Genomic DNA, 21132 nt, shown 5'->3' with positions numbered 1-21132 from the left:
GACTAGTCGTCGGCAGCGTCAGTTGTGTATAAGAGACAGGATGAGGGTGGCCAGGGGACGATGGCGCGGGAAGGCGGAGCGATGAGCGCGGCGGACGAGCGGATGCGCCGGTGGCGGCTGGTGCTGGGCGGCGGCGACGCCGACGGCACGGGGTGCGGTCTGGAGGGCGCCGACGCGGGGATGGACGCGGCGCTGGCCGCCGTCTACGAGCAGGGCGGGCGCGAGGGCGGGCTGGCCGCGTCGGCCCCGAGGGTGGCCCGCTGGCTGGGTGACATCCGCACTTATTTCCCCTCGACGGTCGTCCAGGTCATGCAGAGGGACGCGATCGAGAAGCTCGACCTCACCAGGCTGCTCCTCGAACCCGAGATGCTCGAGGCGGTGGAGCCGGACGTGCACCTGGTCGGCACGCTGCTCGCGCTGAACAAGGTCATGCCCGACCAGGCCCGCGAGTCGGCCAGGGCGCTGGTGCGCCGGGTGGTGACCGAGCTAGAACGCCGGCTCGCGCAGAAGACCAGGGCCGCGGTGACGGGCGCGCTCGACCGCTCGGCCAGGACTCACCGCCCGAAGCGGGTGGCCGACATCGACTGGAACCGTACGATCAGGGCCAATCTCAGGAACTACCTGCCCGAGAGGAACACCGTCGTCCCTTCCCGCCTGGTGGGCTATGCCCGCAGGCAGCGGTCGGTGCAGCGCGAGGTGGTGTTGTGCATCGACCAGAGCGGTTCGATGGCGGCCTCGGTCGTCTATTCGAGCGTGTTCGGGGCGGTGCTGGCGTCGATGCGGTCGTTGAGGACGTCGCTGGTGGTGTTCGACACGGCGGTGGTGGATCTCACCGACCAGTTGCACGACCCGGTGGAGCTGCTGTTCGGCACGCAGCTCGGCGGCGGCACCGACATCAACCGGGCCGTCGCCTACTGCCAGGGCCTCATCACCAGGCCGGCCAACTCGATCGTCATCCTGATCAGCGACCTGTACGAGGGCGGCGTCAGGCAGGAGCTGCTGCGCAGGGTGGCGGCGATGACGCAGGCCGGGGTGCAGGTGATCGTGCTGCTCGCGCTGTCGGACGAGGGCGCGCCGTTCTACGACCACGAGAACGCCGCCGCGCTGGCCGCGATGGGCGTGCCCGCGTTCGCGTGCACGCCCGACGCGTTCCCCGACCTGATGGCGGCGGCGATCGAGCGGCGTGACATCGCCAGGTGGGCGGAACGCCACGCCGCGGTCAAGGGCTAGGGACCTCGGCCCTGGCCCTGCGGGGCAGCAGGTACGACAGCGCGAACGTCAGCACGAGCAGCCCCACCTCCACCCATACGGTGGCCTGCATCGACGCGCCGAAGCCCCAGTCCCTGCCGAGCAGGTTGAAGAAGATCGTGCCGAGCACGGCGGTGCCCAGCGCGCCGCCGAGCTGCTGGACCGCGGTCAGCGTGCCGGAGGCGGAGCCCGACTCGTGCGGCTCGACGCCGGCGAGCACGATGTCGAAGAACGGCGCCATGATCAGGCCCATCCCGACGCCTGCCAGGAGCAGTCCGGGGGCGAGCTGCCAGCCGGTGACGCCGGTGCCGGCCAGCTGGATGGTCAGGGCGAGCGTGGCCGCGCCCGCGGCCATGACGGCGGCGCCGATCTGCAGCAGGCCGCGCCCCAGCTTCTCCTGCAGGCCTGACATCGCCAGGCCGAAGCCGAGCACGCCGCCGAGGGCCTGGGGCAGCGCGGTGAGACCGGCTTCGAGCGGGGTGAAGCCGAGGCCGGCCTGGGTGTAGAGGCTGAAGACCAGGCCGAAGCCCATCACGCCGGAGAAGAAGGCCAGGCCGGCCACCAGCCCGCCGGTGAAGGCGCGCTTGCGGAACAGGCCGGGCGTGACCAGCGGGTCGCGGCCGGACCTCGCGCGACGGGCCTCGTAGCGGCCGAACACGGCGAACATCGCGATCGAGGCCGCCATCGACAGGAACGTCCAGGCCGGCCAGCCGAGCTCGCGGCCCTGGATGAGCGGGAAGATCAGCAGGAAGGCGGTGGAGACGAGCGCGACGCCGACGAGGTCGAGCCTGGTGGCGTTGGAGAGGCGGTGTTCGGGCAGGTAACGCATTCCGGCCAGCATGGCGGCCACGCCGATCGGCAGGTTGATCAGGAAGATCATGCGCCAGCCGGTGCCGAAGTAGTCGGCGTCGACCAGCCAGCCGGCCAGGACGGGCCCGCCGACGGACGCGATGGTCATCACCGGGCCGAACATGCCGAAGGCCTTGGCCAGCTCCCGCGGCGGGAACATCTCCTTGATCAGGCCGAGGCCCTGGGGGATCATCACGGCGCCGGACAGGCCCTGGAGCACGCGGGCGACGATCAGCATCTCGGGGCCGGTCGCGACGCCGCAGAACAGGCCGTGACCGTGCCTTAGGCCCAATTGCCTAGGCCTCGCGCCCGATGTGCTGACCTGTGGGTTCGCCATAGCTTGCCACCATGACGACGACTGTTGAAGGATCCGCGACCGCCGCCCCGGTCAGTGTGGTGTCCCCGCACTATCGGGCGCTCAGCGTGGGGCTGGTCGCGCTGATCATGTTGACGGCCTTCGAGGCGATGGCTGTGGCCACGGCGATGCCTGTCGTGGCCCGCGACCTCGGCGGCATGCACCTGTACAACCTGGCCTTCAGTGCCACGCTTGCGGCCAGTGTGATCGCGACGGTGCTGGGCGGGCGGTGGAGTGACGTGCGGGGGCCGTTGCCGCCGATCGCCGCCGGGGTGACGAGTTTCGTGGCCGGGCTGCTGCTGGCCGGGCTGGCGCCGACCATGGAGGTGTTCGTCGCCGGCCGGTTCGTGCAGGGCCTTGGAGCGGGTTTGATCCAAGTGGCGCTCTATGTACTGGTTGCCAGGGTCTATCCGAGCTCGATGCACCCCAAGGTGTTCGCCCTGTTCTCCGCCGCCTGGGTGGTGCCCTCGATGGTCGGCCCCGCGATCGCCGGATTCGTGGTCGAGAACATCGACTGGCGGTGGATCTTCCTCGGCGTCTCCTTGATCGTCATCCCGGCGGCGTTGCTGCTCTGGCGCGGCACCGCGGGACGTGTGGTGCGGGACGGCGTCGCCGGGCCCGCCCCCGGCCTGGGACGCAAGCTCGTCTGGGCCATGCTGACCGCCGTCTCCGCCGCCCTCATCCAGTACGGCAGCGCGCTCAAGCTCGCCGGACTGCCCCTGCTGCTCATCGGCATCGTCCTGCTGGTCGTGGCGCTGCCCCGGCTGCTGCTGCCCGGCTCGCTCAAGGCCGCCCGCGGCCTGCCGACCGCGCCCGTGCTGCGCGGCCTGGCCTTCGGCTCGCTTACCGCGGCCGAGGTGCTCGTCCCGCTCATGCTGATCAGCGAGCGCGGCCTGACCCCGACCGGGGCCGGCATCGTGCTCACCATCGGCGCGCTCGGCTGGTCCGCCGGCTCGTGGATCAAGGGCCGCGGCACGATCAGCGACATGACCGCCATCCGCGGCGGCGCCGCCATGATCGCCCTTGGCATCTCCCTGGTGACGCTCGTGCTGATCGACTCCGTGCCGATCGCGGTCGCGTACGTGGCCATGGCCACCGCCGGCCTCGGCATCGGCGCGCTGCACCCCACGGTGTCCGTCCTGGTGCTGGAGATGTCCGAGGAGGGCGAGGAGGGCCAGAACAGCGCGGCCGTCGGCGTCGGCGAGTCGGTGTTCACCGTCGTGGCCGTCGCGGTCAGCGGCGCCCTGTTCACGGCCGCCGCCGAGAACTATCTCGCCGGCCTGACCTTCACGGTCGCGCTGGCGGTGCTGGCCTTCCTGCTGGCCCCGCGTTTTGCCAAGCCCGCGGCACCAGGCACTATGGAGGGAAGCGCGTCATAGAACGACGAGAATTCTCCCCTTCCGCCCTCTGCTGACCGGGCACGACCCTGCGGCGGCGGCCGGACGGGCAGGGCTCTCGCCGGTGAGGGGGATACATGCCGCGAGTGCGGGAGCTTGAGGTCTTCCGGTTGGCACTGCCGTTCGGCAAGAGGTCGGAGACCCTGCTCGTGAAGCTCACCGACCACGGCGGCATGAGCGGCTGGGGCGAGGTGACCTCCCCCCAGCCCAAGACCTGGTCGAGGCTGGAGGAGTCGCTGGCGGCCCTGCTGATCGGCGTCGACTGGGAACATCCCGACACCGTGCCGAGCGGCGACTCCGCGGTCGACATGGCCTGCTGGGACCTGTGGACCAAGATGCGGGGCGTGCCGCTCGCCGAGGCGATCGGCGGCACCCGCACCTCGCTCGTGGCGACCGTGCGGATCGCGCCCGACCTGTCCGTCGAGAGCCTCGTGTCCCGGGTCAACCAGCAGGTCTGCGCCGGCTACGGACACGTCACGCTGGACATCAGGCCCGGGTGGGACGTCGAACCCGTGCGCGCGGTGCGGCAGGCGTACCCGGCGCTGACGCTGGCCGTCGACTGCGGCAACGCCTACTCCGACCTCGGCCAGCTCGTCGCGCTCGACTCCTACGGCCTGGAGGTCATCGAGCGGCCCTTCGACGCCGGTGACGTCCACGCGCACGCCTCGCTGCAGGACCAGGTGGCCGCCTCGGTCGCCGTCGAGGTCGGCTCGAACGCCGGCCTCGACGACTACCTGACGCTGCGCGCGGCGCGGGTCCTGCTGCTGCGGCCCGCCGCGTTCCCGTCGCTGTCGGAGGCCAGGCGGGCGCACGACCGGGCCGCCGCGGCGGGCTGGGACATCCAGTGCGCGGGCGGTCAGGGCGCCGGTCTGGCCAGGGCGGCGACGGTGGCGGTGGCGAGCCTGCCCGGGTGCACGCTGCCGTGCGACGTGACGCAGCCGCCGCGGCAGAACCAGATCGTCACCCCGATCGTGGGCGCGAACGCCGGCGTGATCGCCGTGCCGTACACCCAGTCAGGTCTCGGCCACGACATCGACGAGACCCGCCTGCGCAAACTGGTGAAGGACTCCTTCCACGCGTGACCGCGACATGCGGAGGGCAGGGGCGGACAGAGGCTCGCGTGAGCACGCCATCCGACCGGCCTGAGCAGGGATTTCCCGGGGCGCGGGTCGCCGCCCGGCGGGCCCCCACGTAACGGCCAGGGCATAACCTGGGGTTAGGGGAGGTCCGACACTGACGGCTCAGCGAGCGCTGGGCCGCTGGAGCGATCATGGCCATGGCTGAGTCGAACATCGCGAACGACTGCCGGTTGCCTGCGGAGCTGAACAGCTTCGTGGGCCGCCGGCATGAGGTGGCCGAGGTCAAACGGCTCCTGTCCGAGTCCAGGCTGGTGACGCTCGTCGGCGTGGGAGGAGTCGGCAAGTCCCGGCTGGCCCTGCGGGTGGCGTGCGACGTGCGGCGCGCCTTCCCCGACGGTGTGTGGCTGGTCGAACTGGCCGCGCTGGAGAGCCCCGAACTGCTCGCCCAGACGGTGAGCGAGGCCCTGGGAATCCAGGACCGGTCCGTACGCTCCCCGATCGACGTGCTCACCGGCCACCTGCGCGACAAACACCTGCTGGTGGTCCTCGACAACTGCGAGCACCTGCTGGACGACTGCGCGGTCCTGGCGGCCACGCTGATCCGCGCGTCGCCCCGCCTGAGCATCCTCGCGACGAGCAGGCAGGCGCTCGGCGTCACGGGGGAGCTGACCATGCCGGTGCCGCCGCTGGTGGTCCCCTGCCCGGACAGCGACCGCCCGTCCACCGCGTCGCTGCGGCAGTCGGACGCGGTGCGGCTGTTCGTCGACCGCGCCCACGCCGTGCTCCCCGGCTTCGAGCTCACCGACGACAACGGCGCCAGCGTGGCCCGCATCTGCCGGCGGCTGGACGGCATCCCGCTCGCGATCGAGCTGGCCGCCGTGTCGCTCAGGGCGATCTCCGTCGACCAGTTGCTGGCCCGGCTGGACGACCGCTTCCGGCTGCTCACCAAGGGCGCGCGGACCGCCATGCCCCGCCAGCGCACGCTGCGGGCGCTGATCGACTGGAGCTACGGGCTCTGCACCGAGCAGGAACAGCTGCTCTGGGCCCGGCTCTCCGTCTTCTCGGGAGGCGTCGACCTGGAGGCGGCGGAGCAGGTGTGCTCCGGCGACGGCATCGAGCCGGACGAGATGGTCGACCTGGTGAGCGGCCTCGTCGGCAAGTCGGTGCTGGCCCGCGAGGACCACGGCTCGTCGGTGCGGTACCGGCTGCTGGAGACCATCCGCCAGTACGGCCGCGACCGGTTGCGGGAATCGGGCGGCGAGCACGAACTGAAGCTCCGGCATCGCGACTGGTGCCGGGACCTGGTGGACCGCGCGCAGCTGGCCTGGTACGGCCCCGACCAGCTGGCCTGGTTCGCCCGCCTGCGCGCCGAGCACGGCAACATCCGCGCGGCCCTGGACTTCTGCCTGACGACGCCGGGCGAGACGGAACCCGGCCTGGACATCGCCATGGCGCTGCGCTTCTACTGGATCGCGTCGGGTTCGATCAGCGAGGGGCGCAGCTGGCTCGACCGCCTGCTCGCCGTGGACCACGAGCCGACCGTGGCCCGCGCGTGGGGCCTCGTCGTCAACGCCAGGCTGGCCGTCCTGCAGAGCGACTTCGCGGTGGCGGCGACCATGCTCGACGAATGCCACGACCTGGCCGTGCGGTTCGGCGAGGCGCTGATTTTGGCCAGGTCCGCCTACGTCCGCGGCTTCTCGGCGCTGCTCCAGCGTGATCTCGACGGCGCGCTGAGGATGCTCGGCGAGGCGGTGGAGCGCAGCCGCGACGGGGACGACCAGACGGGCGTGGTGAACGCGCTGATCTACCTCGCCACCGCGCACTCGCTCCTCGGGCATTGCGAACAGGCCGTCACGCACTTCAAGGAGTGCCTGGAGATGTGCGAGGCCCGCCAGGAGCACTGGTTCAGGTCGTACACGCTGTGGGTGTTCGGGATCGAGAAGTGGCGGCAGGGGGACACCGCGGAGGCGGTCGAGATGGAGCGCCTGGCCATCCGGCTCAAGCAGCCCTTCGACGACCGCCTGGGCATCGCCCTGTGCATCGAGGCCCTGGCGTGGATGGCGGCCGAGGACGAACCCGAGCGCGCCGCCGTCCTGCTCGGGGCCGCGCGGGAGAACTGGCGTTCGTTCGGCGGACCGCTTTTCGGCAACCTGTCCGACTACCACGACGCCTGCGAGGCGTCCACGCGGGAACGCCTCGGCGGCAGGCGCTTCGACACCGCCTTCCGCAAGGGCACCGAGCTCGGCTCCGCCGCCGCGGTCGCGTACGCCATGGGCGAGGACCCGGAGCCGGGCAGGCAGGCGGGCGAGCCGTCGCCGCTCACCCGCAGAGAGACGGAGATCGCCCGGCTCGTCGCCCAGGGGATGAGCAACAAGGCGATCGCCGCCTCGCTGGTGATCGCCCAGCGGACCGCAGAAGGACATGTCGAGCACATCCTGAACAAGCTCGGGTTCACCTCACGGGCCCAGATCGCCGCCTGGGTCGGCGAGCGGGACCACCGCGATCCCGGGAGTTCCTCATGAAGTCCAACGGTGGCTTGCTGACCGGCGGAGCCTCATTCGTCGGCCGGAGACGCGAGCTGGCCATGGCCAGGAAGGCGCTGATCCACGGACGGCTGCTCACGCTGACGGGGGCGGGCGGCGTGGGCAAGACGCGCCTGGCCCTCCAGATCGTCGAGCACGTCAAGGGGGCGTTCCGCGACGGTGTCGGAGTGGTCGAGCTGGGCACGCTGGAGACCGGCGAGCTGCTGGCGTCGGCCGTCGCCTCGGCGCTGGGGCTGCGCGACGCCGGCCCCGACCCGATGAACGTGCTGGTGGACCACATGTCCGGCAAGCGGATGCTGCTCGTCCTGGACAACTGCGAGCACCTGTGCACGATCTGCGCCCGCTTCGTGGACCGGCTGCTGCGGGTCGCTCCCCGGCTGCGCATCCTCGTGACCAGCAGGCAGAGGCTGGGCGTCTACGGCGAGCAGGTGCTGACCGTGCGGCCGCTGGCCGTGCCCGACCCGGCCCGGCCGCTCGGGGAGATCGCCCGCCATGACTCGGTCCGCCTGCTCCAGGACCGCATGGCGGACGTCCTGCCCGGCTTCTCCCTCGGCGCGGGCAACGCATGTCGCGTGGCCCGGCTGGCGCAGCGCCTGGAGGGGGTGCCGCTGGCGATCGAGCTGGCCGTGGCCAGGCTCCGCACGATGTCGCTCGACCAGCTGATCCGCGAACTGGACAAGCCGATCGACGTGCTCGCGGCCGACACCTGCGCCACGCTGCCGCGCCACCACTCGGTGCGCGCGACCACGGAATGGAGCTTCGAGCTGTGCTCGGCGGCCGAGCAGCGGCTGTGGGCCCGGCTGTCGATGTTCCCCGCCGGGGTCGACCTGGACACCGCCGAGCTGGTGTGCTCCGGCGACGGCATCGACTCCGCCGACGTGCTCGACCTGCTGGCCGGGCTGGTGGACAAGTCGGTGCTGTGCTGCGAGCGCCGGGAGAGAGGGCTCAGATACCGCATGCTGGAGAGCCTGCGCGCGTACGGCTGCGAACGGCTGGCGCCCTCCGAGAAGAACCTGCTGCGCGGGCGTTACGTCGATCACTACCGGCAGCTGGTGGAGGGCAGCCAGATCGACCGGATGGTGCCCGACCAGCTCGAACGCTACCGGCGGCTGCAGGTCGAGCTGCCCAACGTGCGGGTCGCCCTCGAAGCGTGCCTGAGCACGCCGCCGTTGACGCGCGTGGGGCTGGACATCGCCTCGGCGTTGTGGTGCTACTGGCTGCTGGCCGGATCGCTCATCGAGGGGAGGTACTGGCTGGAACGCGGCCTGGGCCTGGTGCGGGAGCCCGGCAGGACCCGCGCGACGGCGCTCTGGGTGGACAGCACGCTCGCCCTCCGCCAGGGCGACCTGGTGATCGCGCTGCCCAGGCTGGAGGAGTGCCTCGACCTGGCCCGCCGTCCCGGCAACGAGGCGGTCCTGCCGTACGCCATCAGGACCGCCGGCGTCGCGGCGTTCTCCAGCGGAGACCACGAGCGCGGGCTCGCGCTGCTGCAGGAATCCCTGGCCCTGCACCGCGCGGGGGAGAACCTCGACGGCGTCATGCTCAACCTCTACTACGCGTCCGCGTACGGCTCCGTCGGCCACCCGGGACGCGCCGCCGAGTTCGGCGAGGAACTGCTTGCGCTCTGCGAGATGCACCACGCGCGGGTCTCCCGCGCGTACGCCCAGCTGGCGCTCGGCGTCGCCCGCTGGAACCTGGGCGACTGCCGCCGGGCCGAGGCACTGGTGACGTCGGCGGCCATGTTCACCGGGGAGGTCAACGACCGCTGGTGTCTCACCCAGTGTTTGGAGGTGCTGGCGTGGATCGCCGGCGCCCGGGAGGAGCACTGGCGGGCCGCAGGGCTGATGGGCGCGGCCCACGCGCTGTGGCAGGCGATGGGAGCCTCGCCCGAACGGCTGTGGTATCACGCGGCATGGCACGAGCACTGCAGGGAGCAGGCGCGCCGCGCGCTGGGCGGGAGGGCGTTCGCGACGGCCTTCCGCCAGGGGTCGCGGCTCGGCCAGGACCGCGCCGTGAGCTACGCGGTCGCAGGCTGAAGCCCGGGTGACACGGTCCGTCAGGTCAGGGCGGCCTCCAGGAGCAGGGCGCCGGCGCCCAGGAGCGCGGCGTCGCGGCCGGCCCGCGCCGGAGCCACCTCCAGGTCCCTGGTGGCCAGGGGGAGGCAGCGTTCCCAGACGGCCGCCCTGATCGAGGTGATCAGCGGCTCGGCCGCCGACAGGCTGCCGCCCACCGCCACCACGTCCGGGTTGAAGAAGTTCACCAGCACGGTGAGGACCTCGCCGATCCGCCGGCCGGCGTTGCGCACCAGGCTGGTCGCCTCGGGGATCGCGTCGTTGACCAGGCCCACGATGTCGCCGGTGCGGGTCACGGGGATCCCGGCCTCCGACAGGGCGGCCATCAGGGCGGCGCCGCTGGCGTAGGCCTCCAGGCAGTCGGGGTGGCCGCAGGCGCAGATGACGGACGAGTCCGAGCGGACGCGGACGTGGCTGATGTCGCCGGCCGCGCCCCGGCCCCTGTGCAGGCGGCCGTTCACGACGACGCCGCAGCCTATGCCCGTGCCGGCCTTGACGACCATGAGGTTACGGCGGTCCGGCCAGCATCGCGTCTCGCCCGCGGCCATCAGGTTGGCGTCGTTCTCGACCAGGATCGGCAGGTCGTAGCGGGTGGCCAGGTGCTCGGCCACGGGGAAGTCGTTCCAGCCCGGCATGCGCGAGGGCGTCACGACCCGCAGGGTGAGCGGGTCCACAGGGCCGGGGATGCCGGTGCCGATCCCGCGCAGCGGCACCGGCGCGGGCACGTGCTCGGCCAGCAGCGCGTCGAACGCGTCGGCGATGCGGTCGAGCGTGGCCCGGGGGCCGTCGGCGATCTCGCAGGGCCGTTCCTCGATGACGAGCGGGGCGCCGCTGAGGTCGAGCAGGCCGAGACGTACGTGGTGGGCGCCCAGATCGGCGACCGCGAGCACGCCGGCCGTCTCCGACAGGCGCAACAGCCGGGGCCGCCGCCCGCCGCGCGACGTGCCGGAGCCCTCCTCGGCCAGCAGGCCCGCGTCGAGGAGCTCTTCGACGCGCAGCGACACGCTGGACGCGGCCAGGCCGGATAAACGCGCCAGGTCCGCGCGTGACTCGGCCTTGCCGGTGGCGACGAGTCGCAGCAGGTCACCCTGTGCCCCCTGCACGGGCAGCCGCTGGTTCATGTGAAAATACCTACCATGCGTCGACTTAAGACGACAACGTATTGACTTGGTACGAAATATCCCACTACGGTCCGGCTTATCTTCGATATCGAAGGAAGTGAGCTGTTCATGAAGAGATTTGTCGCCGCCGCCGCCTTCGCGGTGTTAACCCTGGCGGCCTGCGGTGAGTCGAGCAGCCCAGCCGTGCCGGGCGAGCCCCGGAGCAGCGGCCCCGACGTGCTGGCCAGGGCGCCGGTCGCGACGGCGGCCGAGATCCTGCCCGGCTCGACCATGGAGAAGATCAAGAAGCGCGGCGAGCTCCTCGTGGGCGGCTCGCTGGACGCGCCCTTGCTCTCCCAGCAGAACCCCGTCACCGGCGAGGTCGAGGGGTTCGACGCGCAGATGGGCAAGGCACTGGCCAAGTACATCCTCGGCGAGCCCAAGGTGAAGATCGTCAACTCGGCGTCGGAGACCCGTGAGGCGCTGCTCGCCAACGGCACCGTGGACGTCGTCTTCCAGACGTACACGATCACCGAGGAGCGGGCCGAGCAGGTCTCGTTCGCGGGCCCGTACTACACCTCCGGTCTGACGATCGCGGTGAAGAAGGGCACGACGGGCATCGCCAAGCCGGAGGACCTGAACGGCAAGAAGGTCCTGGCGGGCGCGAACACCCCGGCGATCCCCGCGATCAAGAAGCTGGCGCCGCAGGCGGAGATCATCACGTTCGGCAGCGACCCCGAGTGCGTCCAGGCGCTCAAGCAGGACCGCGGCGTCGCGTACGTGCAGGACGAGACGATCCTCATCGCCGACGCCAAGGCCGACCCGGCGATCGAGATCGTGACCAAGCCGTTCACCGAGGACCCGTACGGCATCGGGCTCAAGCACGGTGACGACGCGTTCAAGAAGTTCCTCAACGACTGGCTCAAGAAGACGCAGGACACCGGGGTCTGGCAGCAGATCTGGAAGGAGTCCATCGGCACCGTCGTGACCGGCGAGGCTCCGCAGCCGCCGCGGATCGGCTCCGTGCCGGGGTCCTGATGTCCGTCCTGCTCGATCATCTGCCCGAGCTGTGGCAGGGACTGGTCGTGACGTTCCAGCTCACCGCCGGGTCCTTCGCGGGCGCGGCGGTGCTGGGCGTGCTGATCTGCGCCCTGCGCGTCAGCCCGGTCGGGGTGCTGCGCGCCCTCGGTACGGCCTACGTCGAGACGTTCCAGAACCTGCCGCTGCTCGTGCTGCTCGTCCTGGCGTTCTTCGGCCTGCCGGAGATCGGCATCAAGGCCGGCCTGCTGGAGACGGCCATCGTGGTCATCGCCGTGTACGAGGGCGCCTACGTCGGCGAGGCCCTGCGCTCGGGGGTGAACTCGGTGTCGAAGGGCCAGGGCGAGGCCGCCAGGGCGATCGGCCTGACGTTCGGCCAGTCGCTGCGGCACGTCATCCTGCCGCAGGCGCTGCGCACGGTCGTCCAGCCGCTCGGCAACATCTTCATCATGACGACCATGAACACCGCGCTCGCCGCGGCCGTCGGCGTCGTCGACCTCACGGCGGCGGCCAACCGGGTGAACCTCACCGAGGCGCAGCCCATCCCCATCTTCGTGGGCGCGGGCGTGGCCTACGCCCTGATCGCCGCCGTGGCCGGGTTCGTCACCGGGCGCCTCGAACGGCGGCTGGTGATCCTCCGATGACGACCCTCCAGCCACTCCCGAGGCGGGCACCGCGATGACGAGCACCGCCCTTTTCGACGAGCCGGGTCCCAAGGCCAGGAGGCGCATCCGGATCGCGACCGTGCTCGGCACGCTCGCCGCCGTCGCGCTCGTCGCCCTGGCCCTCCGGCAGTTCGCCGCCAACGGGCAGCTCGACGCCGCGCGCTGGCAGCCGTACGCGACCTGGCCCATGTGGCGTTACCTCCTGGACGGTCTGTGGTCTACCTTCCTCGCGGCCGTCGTCTCGGCGGCGCTGTCCATGGCGCTCGGCCTGGTGCTGGCGCTGGGCCGGCTCTCGCCGCGCCGGTGGGTGCGCCTGCCGGCCGCCGGATACGTCGAGGTGGTCAGGACCATCCCCGCCCTGCTGCTGGTGTACGTGGTGCTGTTCGCGCTGCCGCGCTACGGCATGGACCTGCCGCTGTTCTGGAAGCTGGTCGTGCCGCTGACCGTCTCGAACGCGGCGGCCTTCGCCGAGATCTTCCGCGCCGGCATCAACGCGATCGAGCGCGGCCAGACCGAGGCGGGCCTGGCCGTCGGGCTGACCCGCTTCCAGACGATGCGGCTGATCGTGCTGCCCCAGGCCGCCCGCCGCGTGCTGCCGTCCATCGTCAGCCAGTCCGTCGGCCTGCTCAAGGACACCTCGCTGGGCTTCATCGTCAGCTACGGCGAACTGCTCTACAGCGGCAAGGTCCTGGCCGCCTACAACCACCTGGTCATCCAGACGTACCTCGTGGTCGCGCTCATCTACCTGGTGGTCAACGCCTCGCTGTCCAAGCTGGCCCGCACGCTGGAGGCCCGCCGGCCCACCCCGCTCAGAAGGAGACCCGCACGTGCCTGAACTCGCCCTGCTCGCCGAAGTGATCCGGTCGGGGTTCGTGGAGAGCGTGCACTACGGCAGCGCCGTCGGCCTCGGCCCCTCCGGGCGCACGGAGGTGGCGCTAGGCCCGGTCGACGCGCCGGTGCTGCCGCGCTCGTCGGCCAAGCCGTTCCAGGCGCTGGCCTGCCTGACGGCGGGCGCCGCCCTGGCGGGGCCGAGCCTCGCCATCGCGGCGGGCAGCCACACGGGCGAGGACTTCCACGTACGCCTCGTCCGCGAGCTGCTCGACGACTACGGCCTCGACTTCGGCGCGCTGGCCTGCCCGCCCTCGTGGCCCGAGGACCAGCCCACCATGCACGGGCTGATCAGGCAGGGCCAGGACGTCTCCCGCGAGCGCATGAACTGCTCGGGCAAGCACGCCGCCATGCTCGCCGCCTGCGTGGCGGGCGGCTGGGACGTGCCCGGCTACCTGGCTCCCGAGCATCCCCTGCAGCTCCACGTGCGCTCCGTCACCGAGGAACTGGCGGGGGAGAAGGCCGCGCACGTGGCGATCGACGGGTGCGGGGCGCCGCTGTACGGGCTCACGCTGACCGGCCTCGCGCGTGCGGTGCGGGGGCTGGTGGCCGCCGCGCCGGGCAGCGGGCCGCGCCAGGTCGCCGACGCGATGCGCGAGCACCCCGAGTACGTCGGCGGCACCGGCCACCAGAACACCGGCCTGATGCGGGCGCTGCCCGGCGCTCTCGCCAAGGGCGGCGCGGAGGGCGTGCTGGTCGTGGCGCTGGAGTCGGGGCACTCGGTGGCGGTGAAGGTCGTCGACGGCAGCCCGCGCGCCACGACCGCCATCGCGCTGGAGGTGCTGCGCCTGATGGGCTGCGACGTCGGCGGGGCGGCCGCGTTCGCGCGGGTGGACGTGCTGGGCGGCGGCGTGCCGGTGGGCCGGATCGCCACCAGGCTGTCCTGACCACCCGCCGCCGCCTCGCCCGCCGCCCTTCGGAGCTGACGTCGCGCCCCGGCCGACGGGCCGGGGGAACGCCGGATCAGCCGTTCGCCAGGGAGGAGCCGCAGCCGTCCGTGAGGCCCTCGGCCGGATCGTCGCCGGTCTTCTTCGCCGACGGCTCGGCGGTCTTCTTCGCCGGCCTCTCCGCCGAGCCCGTCTTCGCGGGCCGCCCCGGCGACGGCGTGGCCGAGGCGGCGACGGCGGGCTTGGTGTTCTTCGAGTCGCGGATGGCCTTGTCGGCGACGTCGCGGATCTTGTCCCAGTCGGGGTAGCCGGTGTTGATGAGCGGCGGCACGAACTGCACGCTCGACACCTTCGCGTTCTTGACCTTCAGCGCGAGCGGCACCAGGTGTTTGAGCATCGGCCGCGGGATGTCGGTCCTGATCAGCTCTTTGGTGGCCAGCGCGATCTTGTTGAACCTGGTCAGCACCGTCGCCGGGTCGGCCTGGTCGAGGATGGCGCCGAGCACGCAGCGCTGCCGGCGCATCCGGGTGTAGTCGTCGCTGTACGTCCGCGAGCGGGCGTACCACATCGCGTCGGCGCCCTTGAGCTTGCGGGTGCCGGCCTTGACCAGGCCCTCGTTGTACCTGCCGAACACGACGTCCTTCTCGACGGTGATCGTGACGCCGCCGATGGCGTCGATGAGGCGGGCGAACCCCCACATGTTGACCAGGGCGTACCAGTCGACCTTGACGCCGAGGGTGTAGCCGATCGTGTCCATCAGCACCCTGGCGCCCTGCTGCTCCTTGCCGCCGAAGATCTCCGGGTGCGAGTCGGCGTACTCCCAGACGCTGTTGAGCAGGTCGCTCCGCCCGCCGCCCGGGTCGGCGGGGAGGCGGAAGCCGTCGGGGAACCGCTCGGCCATCGGCGTGCCCGGACGGAAGCGTACGTCCTCCAGGTTGCGCGGCAGGCTGAACAGCACGGTGTTGCCGGTCTCCACGTCGACGCTGGCCAGGTTCATGCTGTCGGTGCGCACGCCGACCCGGTGGTCGTCGGCGTCGCCGCCGAGGAGCAGGATGTTGACCCGGCGCCGGCCCGCCCACGGGTTCTCCGGCTCCGGCTCGGCCGCTTCAGGGGCCCCGTCGCCGGCGGGTGGTTGCCGGAAGATGCCGTCGAGCGTCTCCTGCGAGGTCCAGACGAACTGCGCGACCACCCCGAACGGCACCACGACCATGACGGCGAGCAGTCCCGCGAGCGTGCCGGTGACGATCTGTCCCGCCTGCGGCAGCCGCCCTGGCCGGAGCACGACGAACGAGTGCACGATGAGGGCGAACCACCCCACGCCCAGCACGGACGCGCCGACGAGGATCGCCGTCAGCCAGGAGTCCTCGGTCAGCGAGCCGAGCAGGTTGTCGGTCAGCAGGCCCAGGGCGAGCAGGCCCAGCAGCAGGGCGGCGTAGCAGGAGAGCAGCACGAGGCCGGTCTTGCGCCATCCGGCGCGCAAATGAGCGGCGCCGGGCGCCAACGCACCCAGCACCAGCCAGCCCAGGACCGCTCCGGCGCTCATCGGTTCCTTCGCCTGCCGCACGCCTTCCCCGTTTCCCCGCGATTTCCACCATAGGCGCGATCGCCGCATCTTGTGGTGGACCCGCCGGTGTGGCTCGCCGAAGACGCGGAGTTCCCGCCCGAGGCGGGCCGCTGACGTGGCCCGTCTCGCGTCTGATTGAGGCGGCAGCCTACGCAGCGAATACGAAATGTGTCCTTATCGGAGGATGAACATCAGTACCCGAATAAGATTCGGCACATGGCCTTCACCGAGATCGGATACCAGGTGACCGATCGTGTCGCCACCGTGACGCTGCGCCGCCCCGAACGCCTCAACGCCTTCACCCTCACCATGCGCGCGGAGCTGATCGAGGCGTTCGACCGGGCCGACGCGGACGACGACGTACGCGCCGTGGTGGTCACCGGGGCGGGCCGCGCGTTCTGCGCGGGAGCCGACCTGAGCGGCGGCGGCGACACGTTCGGGCACCGCGGCGACCCCGGCGACCCCGGTGAGCCCGGTGAGCCCGGCGAGCGGCGGGAACTCGTGAACGGCGCGCCCCGCGACGGCGGCGGCACGGTCGCGCTCAGGATCGCCAGGTCGCTCAAACCCGTCATCGGCGCGATCAACGGCCCGGCCGTGGGCGTCGGGATCACGATGACGCTGCCCATGGACGTCCGTCTCGCCTCGGACACTGCCAGGTTCGGGTTCGTGTTCGCGCGGCGCGGGATCGTCGCCGAGGCGGCGTCCAGCTGGTTCCTGCCCAGGATCGTCGGCATCGCCCAGGCCATGGAGTGGGCGGCCACCGGACGGATCTTCCCCGCATCCGAGGCGCTCGAAGGGCGGCTGGTCTCGCGGGTGTACCCGGCGGACGAGCTGCTGCCCGCGGCGTACGCGCTGGCTCGGGAGATCGCCGAGAACACCTCCGCCGTCTCCGTGGCCGCCGTCCGCAGGCTGATGTGGTCGGGCCTGTCGGCGGCCTCGCCGTGGGAGGCGCACGCGGCCGACTCCCGGCTCATGACCGAGCTCGGCGGCGCGCCCGACGCGGTCGAAGGAGTGACCGCCTTCCTGGAGAAACGGCCCGCCCGATTCCCGATGACGGTCAGCCAGGACCTCCCGCCCGGGGTGCCGTCATGGCCCGACGATCCCTATGGTGTCTAGCGTGTACGAGATCACCGTGCTGCCCCTGCCCGACGACTTCGAGGGCGCGGTCGTCGCGACGCTGGTCGCCAGGAGGGCCACCACCCCCACCCGCAGGGCCGTGCTCTACCTGCACGGGTTCACCGACTACTTCTTCCAGGACCACCTGGCCGAGCACTACGTCAGCCGCGGCATCGACTTCTATGCCCTCGACCTGCGCAAATACGGCCGATCGCTGCTGCCCCACCAGACCAGGGGCCTGATCAGGAGCGTCACCGACTACTTCCCCGAGATCGACGAGGCCGTCCGCATCATCAGGCAGGACCACGACGAGCTGACGATCAACGCCCACTCCACCGGCGGCCTGATCGCGCCCCTGTGGGCCGACCGGGTGCGCGGCCGCGGCCTGGTGCAGGGGCTCGTGCTCAACAGCCCGTTCTTCGACCTCAACGTGCCCACGCCGCTCCGCCTGGCCGCCGACCTGCTCAAGATGCCGCTGTCCTACACCCGCTGGGTCATCCCCCTGGGCGCCAGCACCGTCTACGGGCAGACCCTCCACCGCAGCCTGCAGGGCGAATGGGACTACGACCTGGAGCTCAAACCCCTGGGTGGCTTCTCCGTGCACGCCATGTGGCTGGCCGCCATCCGCAGGGCCCAGCGGCGGCTGCACGCCGGCCTGTCGGTGGACGTGCCGGTGCTCGTGCTCACCTCGGCGACGGGCCTGCGCGTACGCGACTTCGCTCCCGAGGCGCGCGCGGCCGACATCGTGCTCGACCCCCGGCACATGGCCCGCTGGTCCACCTCGGTCGGGCCGCACGTCACGTGCGTACGCATCGCGGACGGCCTGCACGACCTGGTGCTGTCGGCCGAGCCGGTGCGCAAACAGGTGTTCGGCGAGCTCGACCGCTGGATGAACGCCTTCGTCTACCACGGGAACGAGAAGAGCCCGTAGTAGGCCGCCGCCACCATCAGCAGGCCGGTGCCGCCCAGCACGCCCGCGATCGCCACGTGCTGCCAGCGGCTCGGCCGCATGCCCTCGCGCAGCGCCGACACGAGCGCCGCCACCGCCGTGACCTCCTGGACCAGCATCCACACCGCCAGCACGCGCACGACCAGCCAGCCGGCCAGCACGGCGGGCCAGGCGCCCGCCTGGTTCACCGAGAACAGCACCAGCAGCGTGATGAACGCCACCACCGACATCAGCAGGCCCAGGCTCGTCCACGCGATCCTGCTCAGCCTGCGCCGCAGCGGCGGCCAGAGGCGGGCGTTGGCCTCGGCGGTGACGCCCGCGCGGCCGCGCAGGCGGACGACCATGGCGGCGACCGGCCCCGCCACGTAGCCGACGGCCGCCAGGCAGATCGTCAGCCCCAGCATCGTGCCGCCCGCGTACCAGGGGGCGGCGGGCACGTCGCTGGCCTCGAAGCGCTGGACCGGGGTGGCGCCCGCCATGTGCACGGACGGCTCGGCGGTGCCCGGCAGGCCGATGATCCAGTTGGCGAGGGTCTCCAGATAACCCTGGGTGAAGTCTCCGCCGTGGACCCGCATGGCGTGGTCGCCACTCGCCATGAAACGGATCGTGTAGTCGTCGTTGCGCGCCTTCTTCATCGCCCTGATCAGCGCCTGGGTGGACTCGACGAAGGGGATCGAGGGGTCGGTGGTGCCGTAGAACGCCAGGACCGGCTGCTTGACCTGGCCTAAGGCCGGCATCGCGTCGTAGCGCAGGAAGTCGAAGCCCACCCCGCCCATCGCCCTGGTCAGCAGGTCGCGTACGCCGATGGGGGCGTGCAGCCTGAGCAGCTGCTCGTTCAGCGCCCACGCGACCTGGCGCAGTGGGGAGACGTTCGGCGAGGACACCATCACCAGATACTTCACCGCGGTGCTCTTCGCCGCCGCGATGGGCACCACCCAGCCGCCCTCGCTGACCCCCCACAGCCCGATGCGCGAAGGATCCACCTCGGGACGGGTGCGCAGGTACTCCACCATGCGCAGCGCGTCGTCGGCGAGCAGCCCGAAGTCGCGGTCGCGGAAGTTGTAGCCGATCGTGCGCTTGTCGAACGCGATCGTCACCACGCCCGCCATGGCCAGGAACTCCGCCTGCGGCGTGAACTCGGTCCGCGACCCGTTCCCCGAGCCGGACACGAACACCATCGCCGGATGCCGCCCAGGCGTCAGCGGCACCCGGAGCGTCCCCTCCAGGCGCTGCCCCTCGCCCGCGACCGAGATCTGCTCCGTGCGGACGGAGCCGGTCGCCACCACCGGCTTCAGCTCGGCGGCCGGCTGCGCCGGGATCGACTGGAAAGCTGGATCGGCCTTGAGCGGCGGCGGGTCGAACGCGGGTGGCAAGACGTATCCGACCGTCGCGAGAGCCACCAGCACCAGACCGGCGGCCACGCTCAAGGCGCCACGGCCAGTGCGCATCGGCCTCCCCATGTGCGTTGGTTTGCCCGCCGATCGTCCAGCGTACTCCCGGCTCGTGAGACAGGTGAGCCCGCATTTGTCGGTGAGAACTGTTAGCTTCCTGCGACATGCGCATCCTGCACACGTCCGACTGGCATCTCGGACGCTCGCTCCACCGCGAGAGCCTGCTCGCGGCGCAGGCGGCGTTCGTCGACCACCTGGTGGCGACGGTGCGGGCCGAGCGGGTCGACGTCGTGGCGATCGCCGGCGACGTCTACGACCGGGCGCTGCCGCCGGTCGACGCGGTCGCGCTGCTCGACGAGGCGCTGGCCCGGCTGCGCGCCGCAGGGGCGCGAGTGGTGCTGATCAGCGGCAACCACGACTCGGCGCTGCGGCTCAGGTTCGGCTCGGCGCTGTTCGAGACGGCGGGGGTGCACGTGCGCACGCGCCCCGACCAGGCGTGGGAGCCGGTGCTGGTCGGCGACGTCGCCTTCTACGGCATCCCCTATCTGGAGCCCGAGCTGGTCCGGGCCGGCTGGGAGCTGCCCGACCGCAGCCACACCGCGGCGCTCACCCACGCGATGACCCGCGTCAGGGCCGACGCCGCCCGCCACCGCGCCTCCGTGGTCCTGTCGCACTGCTTCGTCACCGGCGGGCAGGCCAGCGACAGCGAGCGCGACATCAGCGTGGGCGGGGTGGCCCACGTGCCCCTGCCGGTCTTCGACGGGGTCGACTACGTCGCGCTCGGCCACCTGCACGGGCGTCAGCGCATGTCCGAGACCGTGCGCTATTCGGGGTCGCCGCTGGCCTACTCGTTCTCGGAGGCAGGCCACGTCAAGGGCTCCTGGCTGGTCACCCTGGGCGAGGAGACGGAGTTCGTGGCCGCCCCCGTGCCCCGTCCCGTCGGCACCCTGAAGGGCCGCCTCGACGACCTCCTGACCTCCCCGCTGCACGCCCGTCTCGAAGACTACTGGCTCCACGTCACCCTGACCGACGCCGTCCGCCCCAAATCCGCCATGGAGCGCCTCCGCGCCCGCTTCCCCCACACTCTCGGCCTGGCCTTCGAGCCCGACGGCGCCACCCCCGCCGTCCGGCCCGCGCGCCTGAGCGGGCGGCCCGAGGCCGAGGTCGCCCTCGACTTCGTCCGCGAGGTGCGCGGCGAGCCTGCGGCATCCGACGAGGAATCCCTGCTAAGACAGGCCATCGAGGCATCGAGGGTGAAGGAGACGATGGCATAGATGCGGCCGCACCGGCTCACGTTCACGGCCTTCGGGTCCTTCCCCGGCACCGAAACCGTCGACTTCGACGCCCTTGCGGAGGCCGGCCTCTTCCTCGTCCACGGGCCCACAGGGGCGGGCAAGACCACGATCCTCGACGCGCTCTGCTTCGCCCTCTACGGCCAGGTCCCCGGCCAGCGCAACAGCGCCCGCAGCCTGCGCTGCGACCACGCCCCGCGAACGACAGGGCCCGCGGTCACGCTCGAGGTGACGATCCGCGGCCGGTTACTCCGCATCCAGCGCTCACCCACCTGGCAGCGGCCCAAACTGCGCGGCACCGGCTTCACGGAGGAGAAGGCCAAGGTCGTCCTCTCCGAGCGGCGGGTGTCGTCCTGGCAGGGGCTGACGACCCGGCTCGACGAGGCGGGGCATCTCGTGGGAGAGCTGCTCGGCATGAACGCCGACCAGTTCTGCCAGGTGGCGATGTTGCCGCAGGGGGAGTTCGCCAAATTCCTGCGGGCCGGCGGTGACGAACGCGCCAAACTGCTGGAACGGCTGTTCACCGTCAAGATCTACACCCAGGCGGAGGCGTGGCTGGCCGAGCACCGCAAACTGGCCTGGCGCGAGGCCCAGGAGCTGAGGCAGCAGGTCGACTTCGCGATCAAACGCGTCGAGGAGGCCGCCGGCGCTTCCCTCCTCGCCGCCACCACGCCCCCCGCGTCCAACGCCCCCTGTCCC

The 21132-nt window shown here is 71.7% G+C and carries 17 protein-coding genes; 13 read left to right on the top strand and 4 right to left on the bottom strand.

All coding sequences use genetic code 11. The annotated features are described in order from the left end of the window. Positions 1 to 81 precede the first annotated feature (81 nt). Entirely contained in the window at positions 82 to 1230 is a 1149-nt protein-coding gene (locus tag E1292_RS41280; RefSeq protein WP_132604605.1) for a VWA domain-containing protein, read from the top strand. Here the strand turns inward: E1292_RS41280 and E1292_RS41275 are convergent. Continuing rightward, positions 1220 to 2389 carry an MFS transporter gene (locus E1292_RS41275; RefSeq protein WP_246090690.1) on the bottom strand — a complete coding sequence of 390 codons (1170 nt, stop codon included), beginning with the start codon at positions 2387 to 2389 and terminating at the stop codon, positions 1220 to 1222. The genes E1292_RS41280 and E1292_RS41275 overlap by 11 nt on opposite strands. A gap of 56 nt (positions 2390 to 2445) precedes the next feature. Between E1292_RS41275 and E1292_RS41270 the strand changes: the two genes are divergently transcribed. The 4 genes from E1292_RS41270 (at position 2446) to E1292_RS41255 (ending at position 9507) form a co-directional block, all read left to right on the top strand. Beyond that, positions 2446 to 3831, top strand: coding sequence for an MFS transporter (locus tag E1292_RS41270; protein ID WP_246090689.1), 1386 nt, complete (start codon positions 2446 to 2448; stop codon positions 3829 to 3831). A 95-nt stretch (positions 3832 to 3926) separates the two neighbouring features. Continuing rightward, positions 3927 to 4931: an enolase C-terminal domain-like protein gene (locus E1292_RS41265; protein ID WP_165975004.1), complete on the top strand. Its 1005-nt coding sequence runs from the start codon at positions 3927 to 3929 to the stop codon at positions 4929 to 4931. Between the two features lie 188 nt (positions 4932 to 5119). Next, positions 5120 to 7450 (top strand): ATP-binding protein, encoded by a 2331-nt coding sequence (locus E1292_RS41260; RefSeq protein ID WP_246090688.1) that lies wholly within the window; start codon positions 5120 to 5122, stop codon positions 7448 to 7450. Further along, entirely contained in the window at positions 7447 to 9507 is a 2061-nt protein-coding gene (locus tag E1292_RS41255; RefSeq protein WP_132604602.1) for an ATP-binding protein, read from the top strand. The genes E1292_RS41260 and E1292_RS41255 overlap by 4 nt, the downstream gene beginning before the upstream one ends. 20 nt (positions 9508 to 9527) lie before the next feature. Here the strand turns inward: E1292_RS41255 and E1292_RS41250 are convergent, their stop codons facing one another. After that, entirely contained in the window at positions 9528 to 10664 is a 1137-nt protein-coding gene (locus E1292_RS41250) for an ROK family transcriptional regulator (protein ID WP_246090687.1), read from the bottom strand. A 108-nt stretch (positions 10665 to 10772) separates the two neighbouring features. On the opposite strand from E1292_RS41250, the gene E1292_RS41245 reads away from it, so the two are divergent. The 4 genes from E1292_RS41245 to E1292_RS41230 are packed head-to-tail and all read left to right on the top strand — an operon-like array spanning position 10773 to position 14121. Beyond that, positions 10773 to 11681: a glutamate ABC transporter substrate-binding protein gene (locus E1292_RS41245; RefSeq protein ID WP_132604599.1), complete on the top strand. Its 909-nt coding sequence runs from the start codon at positions 10773 to 10775 to the stop codon at positions 11679 to 11681. Next, entirely contained in the window at positions 11681 to 12325 is a 645-nt protein-coding gene (locus E1292_RS41240) for an amino acid ABC transporter permease (RefSeq protein ID WP_132604596.1), read from the top strand. Before E1292_RS41245 ends, E1292_RS41240 begins: the two co-directional genes overlap by 1 nt. Positions 12326 to 12359: 34 nt before the next feature. Further along, the gene (locus E1292_RS41235; RefSeq protein WP_132604593.1) at positions 12360 to 13181 is read left to right on the top strand and encodes an amino acid ABC transporter permease; all 822 of its coding nucleotides are present in this window, start codon (positions 12360 to 12362) and stop codon (positions 13179 to 13181) included. Continuing rightward, complete coding sequence (locus E1292_RS41230; protein ID WP_132604590.1) at positions 13174 to 14121, top strand: asparaginase; 948 nt, start codon at positions 13174 to 13176, stop codon at positions 14119 to 14121. Before E1292_RS41235 ends, E1292_RS41230 begins: the two co-directional genes overlap by 8 nt. Before the next feature lie 76 nt (positions 14122 to 14197). Here E1292_RS41230 and E1292_RS41225 read toward each other — a convergent pair whose 3' ends face one another. After that, on the bottom strand, positions 14198 to 15664 hold the full coding sequence (locus E1292_RS41225; RefSeq protein WP_132604587.1) for an LCP family protein: 1467 nt from the start codon (positions 15662 to 15664) through the stop codon (positions 14198 to 14200). Positions 15665 to 15901: 237 nt separating this feature from the next. Here E1292_RS41225 and E1292_RS41220 point away from each other — a divergent pair, with 237 nt between their 5' ends. Then, positions 15902 to 16801 carry an enoyl-CoA hydratase-related protein gene (locus E1292_RS41220; RefSeq protein WP_132604584.1) on the top strand — a complete coding sequence of 300 codons (900 nt, stop codon included), beginning with the start codon at positions 15902 to 15904 and terminating at the stop codon, positions 16799 to 16801. 1 nt (position 16802) lies between these two features. Further along, entirely contained in the window at positions 16803 to 17732 is a 930-nt protein-coding gene (locus tag E1292_RS41215; RefSeq protein WP_132604581.1) for an alpha/beta hydrolase, read from the top strand. Here E1292_RS41215 and E1292_RS41210 read toward each other — a convergent pair. Next, on the bottom strand, positions 17705 to 19198 hold the full coding sequence (locus E1292_RS41210; protein ID WP_132604578.1) for a prolyl oligopeptidase family serine peptidase: 1494 nt from the start codon (positions 19196 to 19198) through the stop codon (positions 17705 to 17707). The genes E1292_RS41215 and E1292_RS41210 overlap by 28 nt on opposite strands. A gap of 107 nt (positions 19199 to 19305) precedes the next feature. Between E1292_RS41210 and E1292_RS41205 the strand changes: the two genes are divergently transcribed. Together E1292_RS41205 and E1292_RS41200 are read left to right on the top strand one after the other, a co-directional pair. Further along, complete coding sequence (locus E1292_RS41205) at positions 19306 to 20415, top strand: exonuclease SbcCD subunit D (protein ID WP_132604575.1); 1110 nt, start codon at positions 19306 to 19308, stop codon at positions 20413 to 20415. Beyond that, on the top strand, positions 20416 to 21132 hold a 717-nt coding region (locus E1292_RS41200; protein ID WP_132604572.1), incomplete at its 3' end, for an AAA family ATPase. It lies immediately after the preceding gene.

This window comes from Nonomuraea deserti (assembly GCF_004348685.1).
Classification (GTDB): Bacteria; Actinomycetota; Actinomycetes; order Streptosporangiales; family Streptosporangiaceae; genus Nonomuraea; species Nonomuraea deserti.
Note: the sequence above shows the minus strand (reverse complement) of the source record. Positions and strands in the feature narration are given on the sequence as shown.

Excerpts from the sequence above, each read along its gene's own strand:
- E1292_RS41280 (WP_132604605.1), top strand. The coding sequence starts at position 82 with ATGAGCGCGGCGGACGAGCGGATGCGCCGGTGGCGGCTGGTGCTGGGC.
- E1292_RS41270 (WP_246090689.1), top strand. The coding sequence starts at position 2,446 with ATGACGACGACTGTTGAAGGATCCGCGACCGCCGCCCCGGTCAGTGTG.
- E1292_RS41265 (WP_165975004.1), top strand. The coding sequence starts at position 3,927 with ATGCCGCGAGTGCGGGAGCTTGAGGTCTTCCGGTTGGCACTGCCGTTC.
- E1292_RS41260 (WP_246090688.1), top strand. The coding sequence starts at position 5,120 with ATGGCCATGGCTGAGTCGAACATCGCGAACGACTGCCGGTTGCCTGCG.
- E1292_RS41255 (WP_132604602.1), top strand. The coding sequence starts at position 7,447 with ATGAAGTCCAACGGTGGCTTGCTGACCGGCGGAGCCTCATTCGTCGGC.
- E1292_RS41250 (WP_246090687.1), bottom strand. The coding sequence starts at position 10,664 with ATGAACCAGCGGCTGCCCGTGCAGGGGGCACAGGGTGACCTGCTGCGA.
- E1292_RS41245 (WP_132604599.1), top strand. The coding sequence starts at position 10,773 with ATGAAGAGATTTGTCGCCGCCGCCGCCTTCGCGGTGTTAACCCTGGCG.
- E1292_RS41240 (WP_132604596.1), top strand. The coding sequence starts at position 11,681 with ATGTCCGTCCTGCTCGATCATCTGCCCGAGCTGTGGCAGGGACTGGTC.
- E1292_RS41235 (WP_132604593.1), top strand. The coding sequence starts at position 12,360 with ATGACGAGCACCGCCCTTTTCGACGAGCCGGGTCCCAAGGCCAGGAGG.
- E1292_RS41225 (WP_132604587.1), bottom strand. The coding sequence starts at position 15,664 with ATGAGCGCCGGAGCGGTCCTGGGCTGGCTGGTGCTGGGTGCGTTGGCG.
- E1292_RS41220 (WP_132604584.1), top strand. The coding sequence starts at position 15,902 with ATGGCCTTCACCGAGATCGGATACCAGGTGACCGATCGTGTCGCCACC.
- E1292_RS41210 (WP_132604578.1), bottom strand. The coding sequence starts at position 19,198 with ATGCGCACTGGCCGTGGCGCCTTGAGCGTGGCCGCCGGTCTGGTGCTG.
- E1292_RS41205 (WP_132604575.1), top strand. The coding sequence starts at position 19,306 with ATGCGCATCCTGCACACGTCCGACTGGCATCTCGGACGCTCGCTCCAC.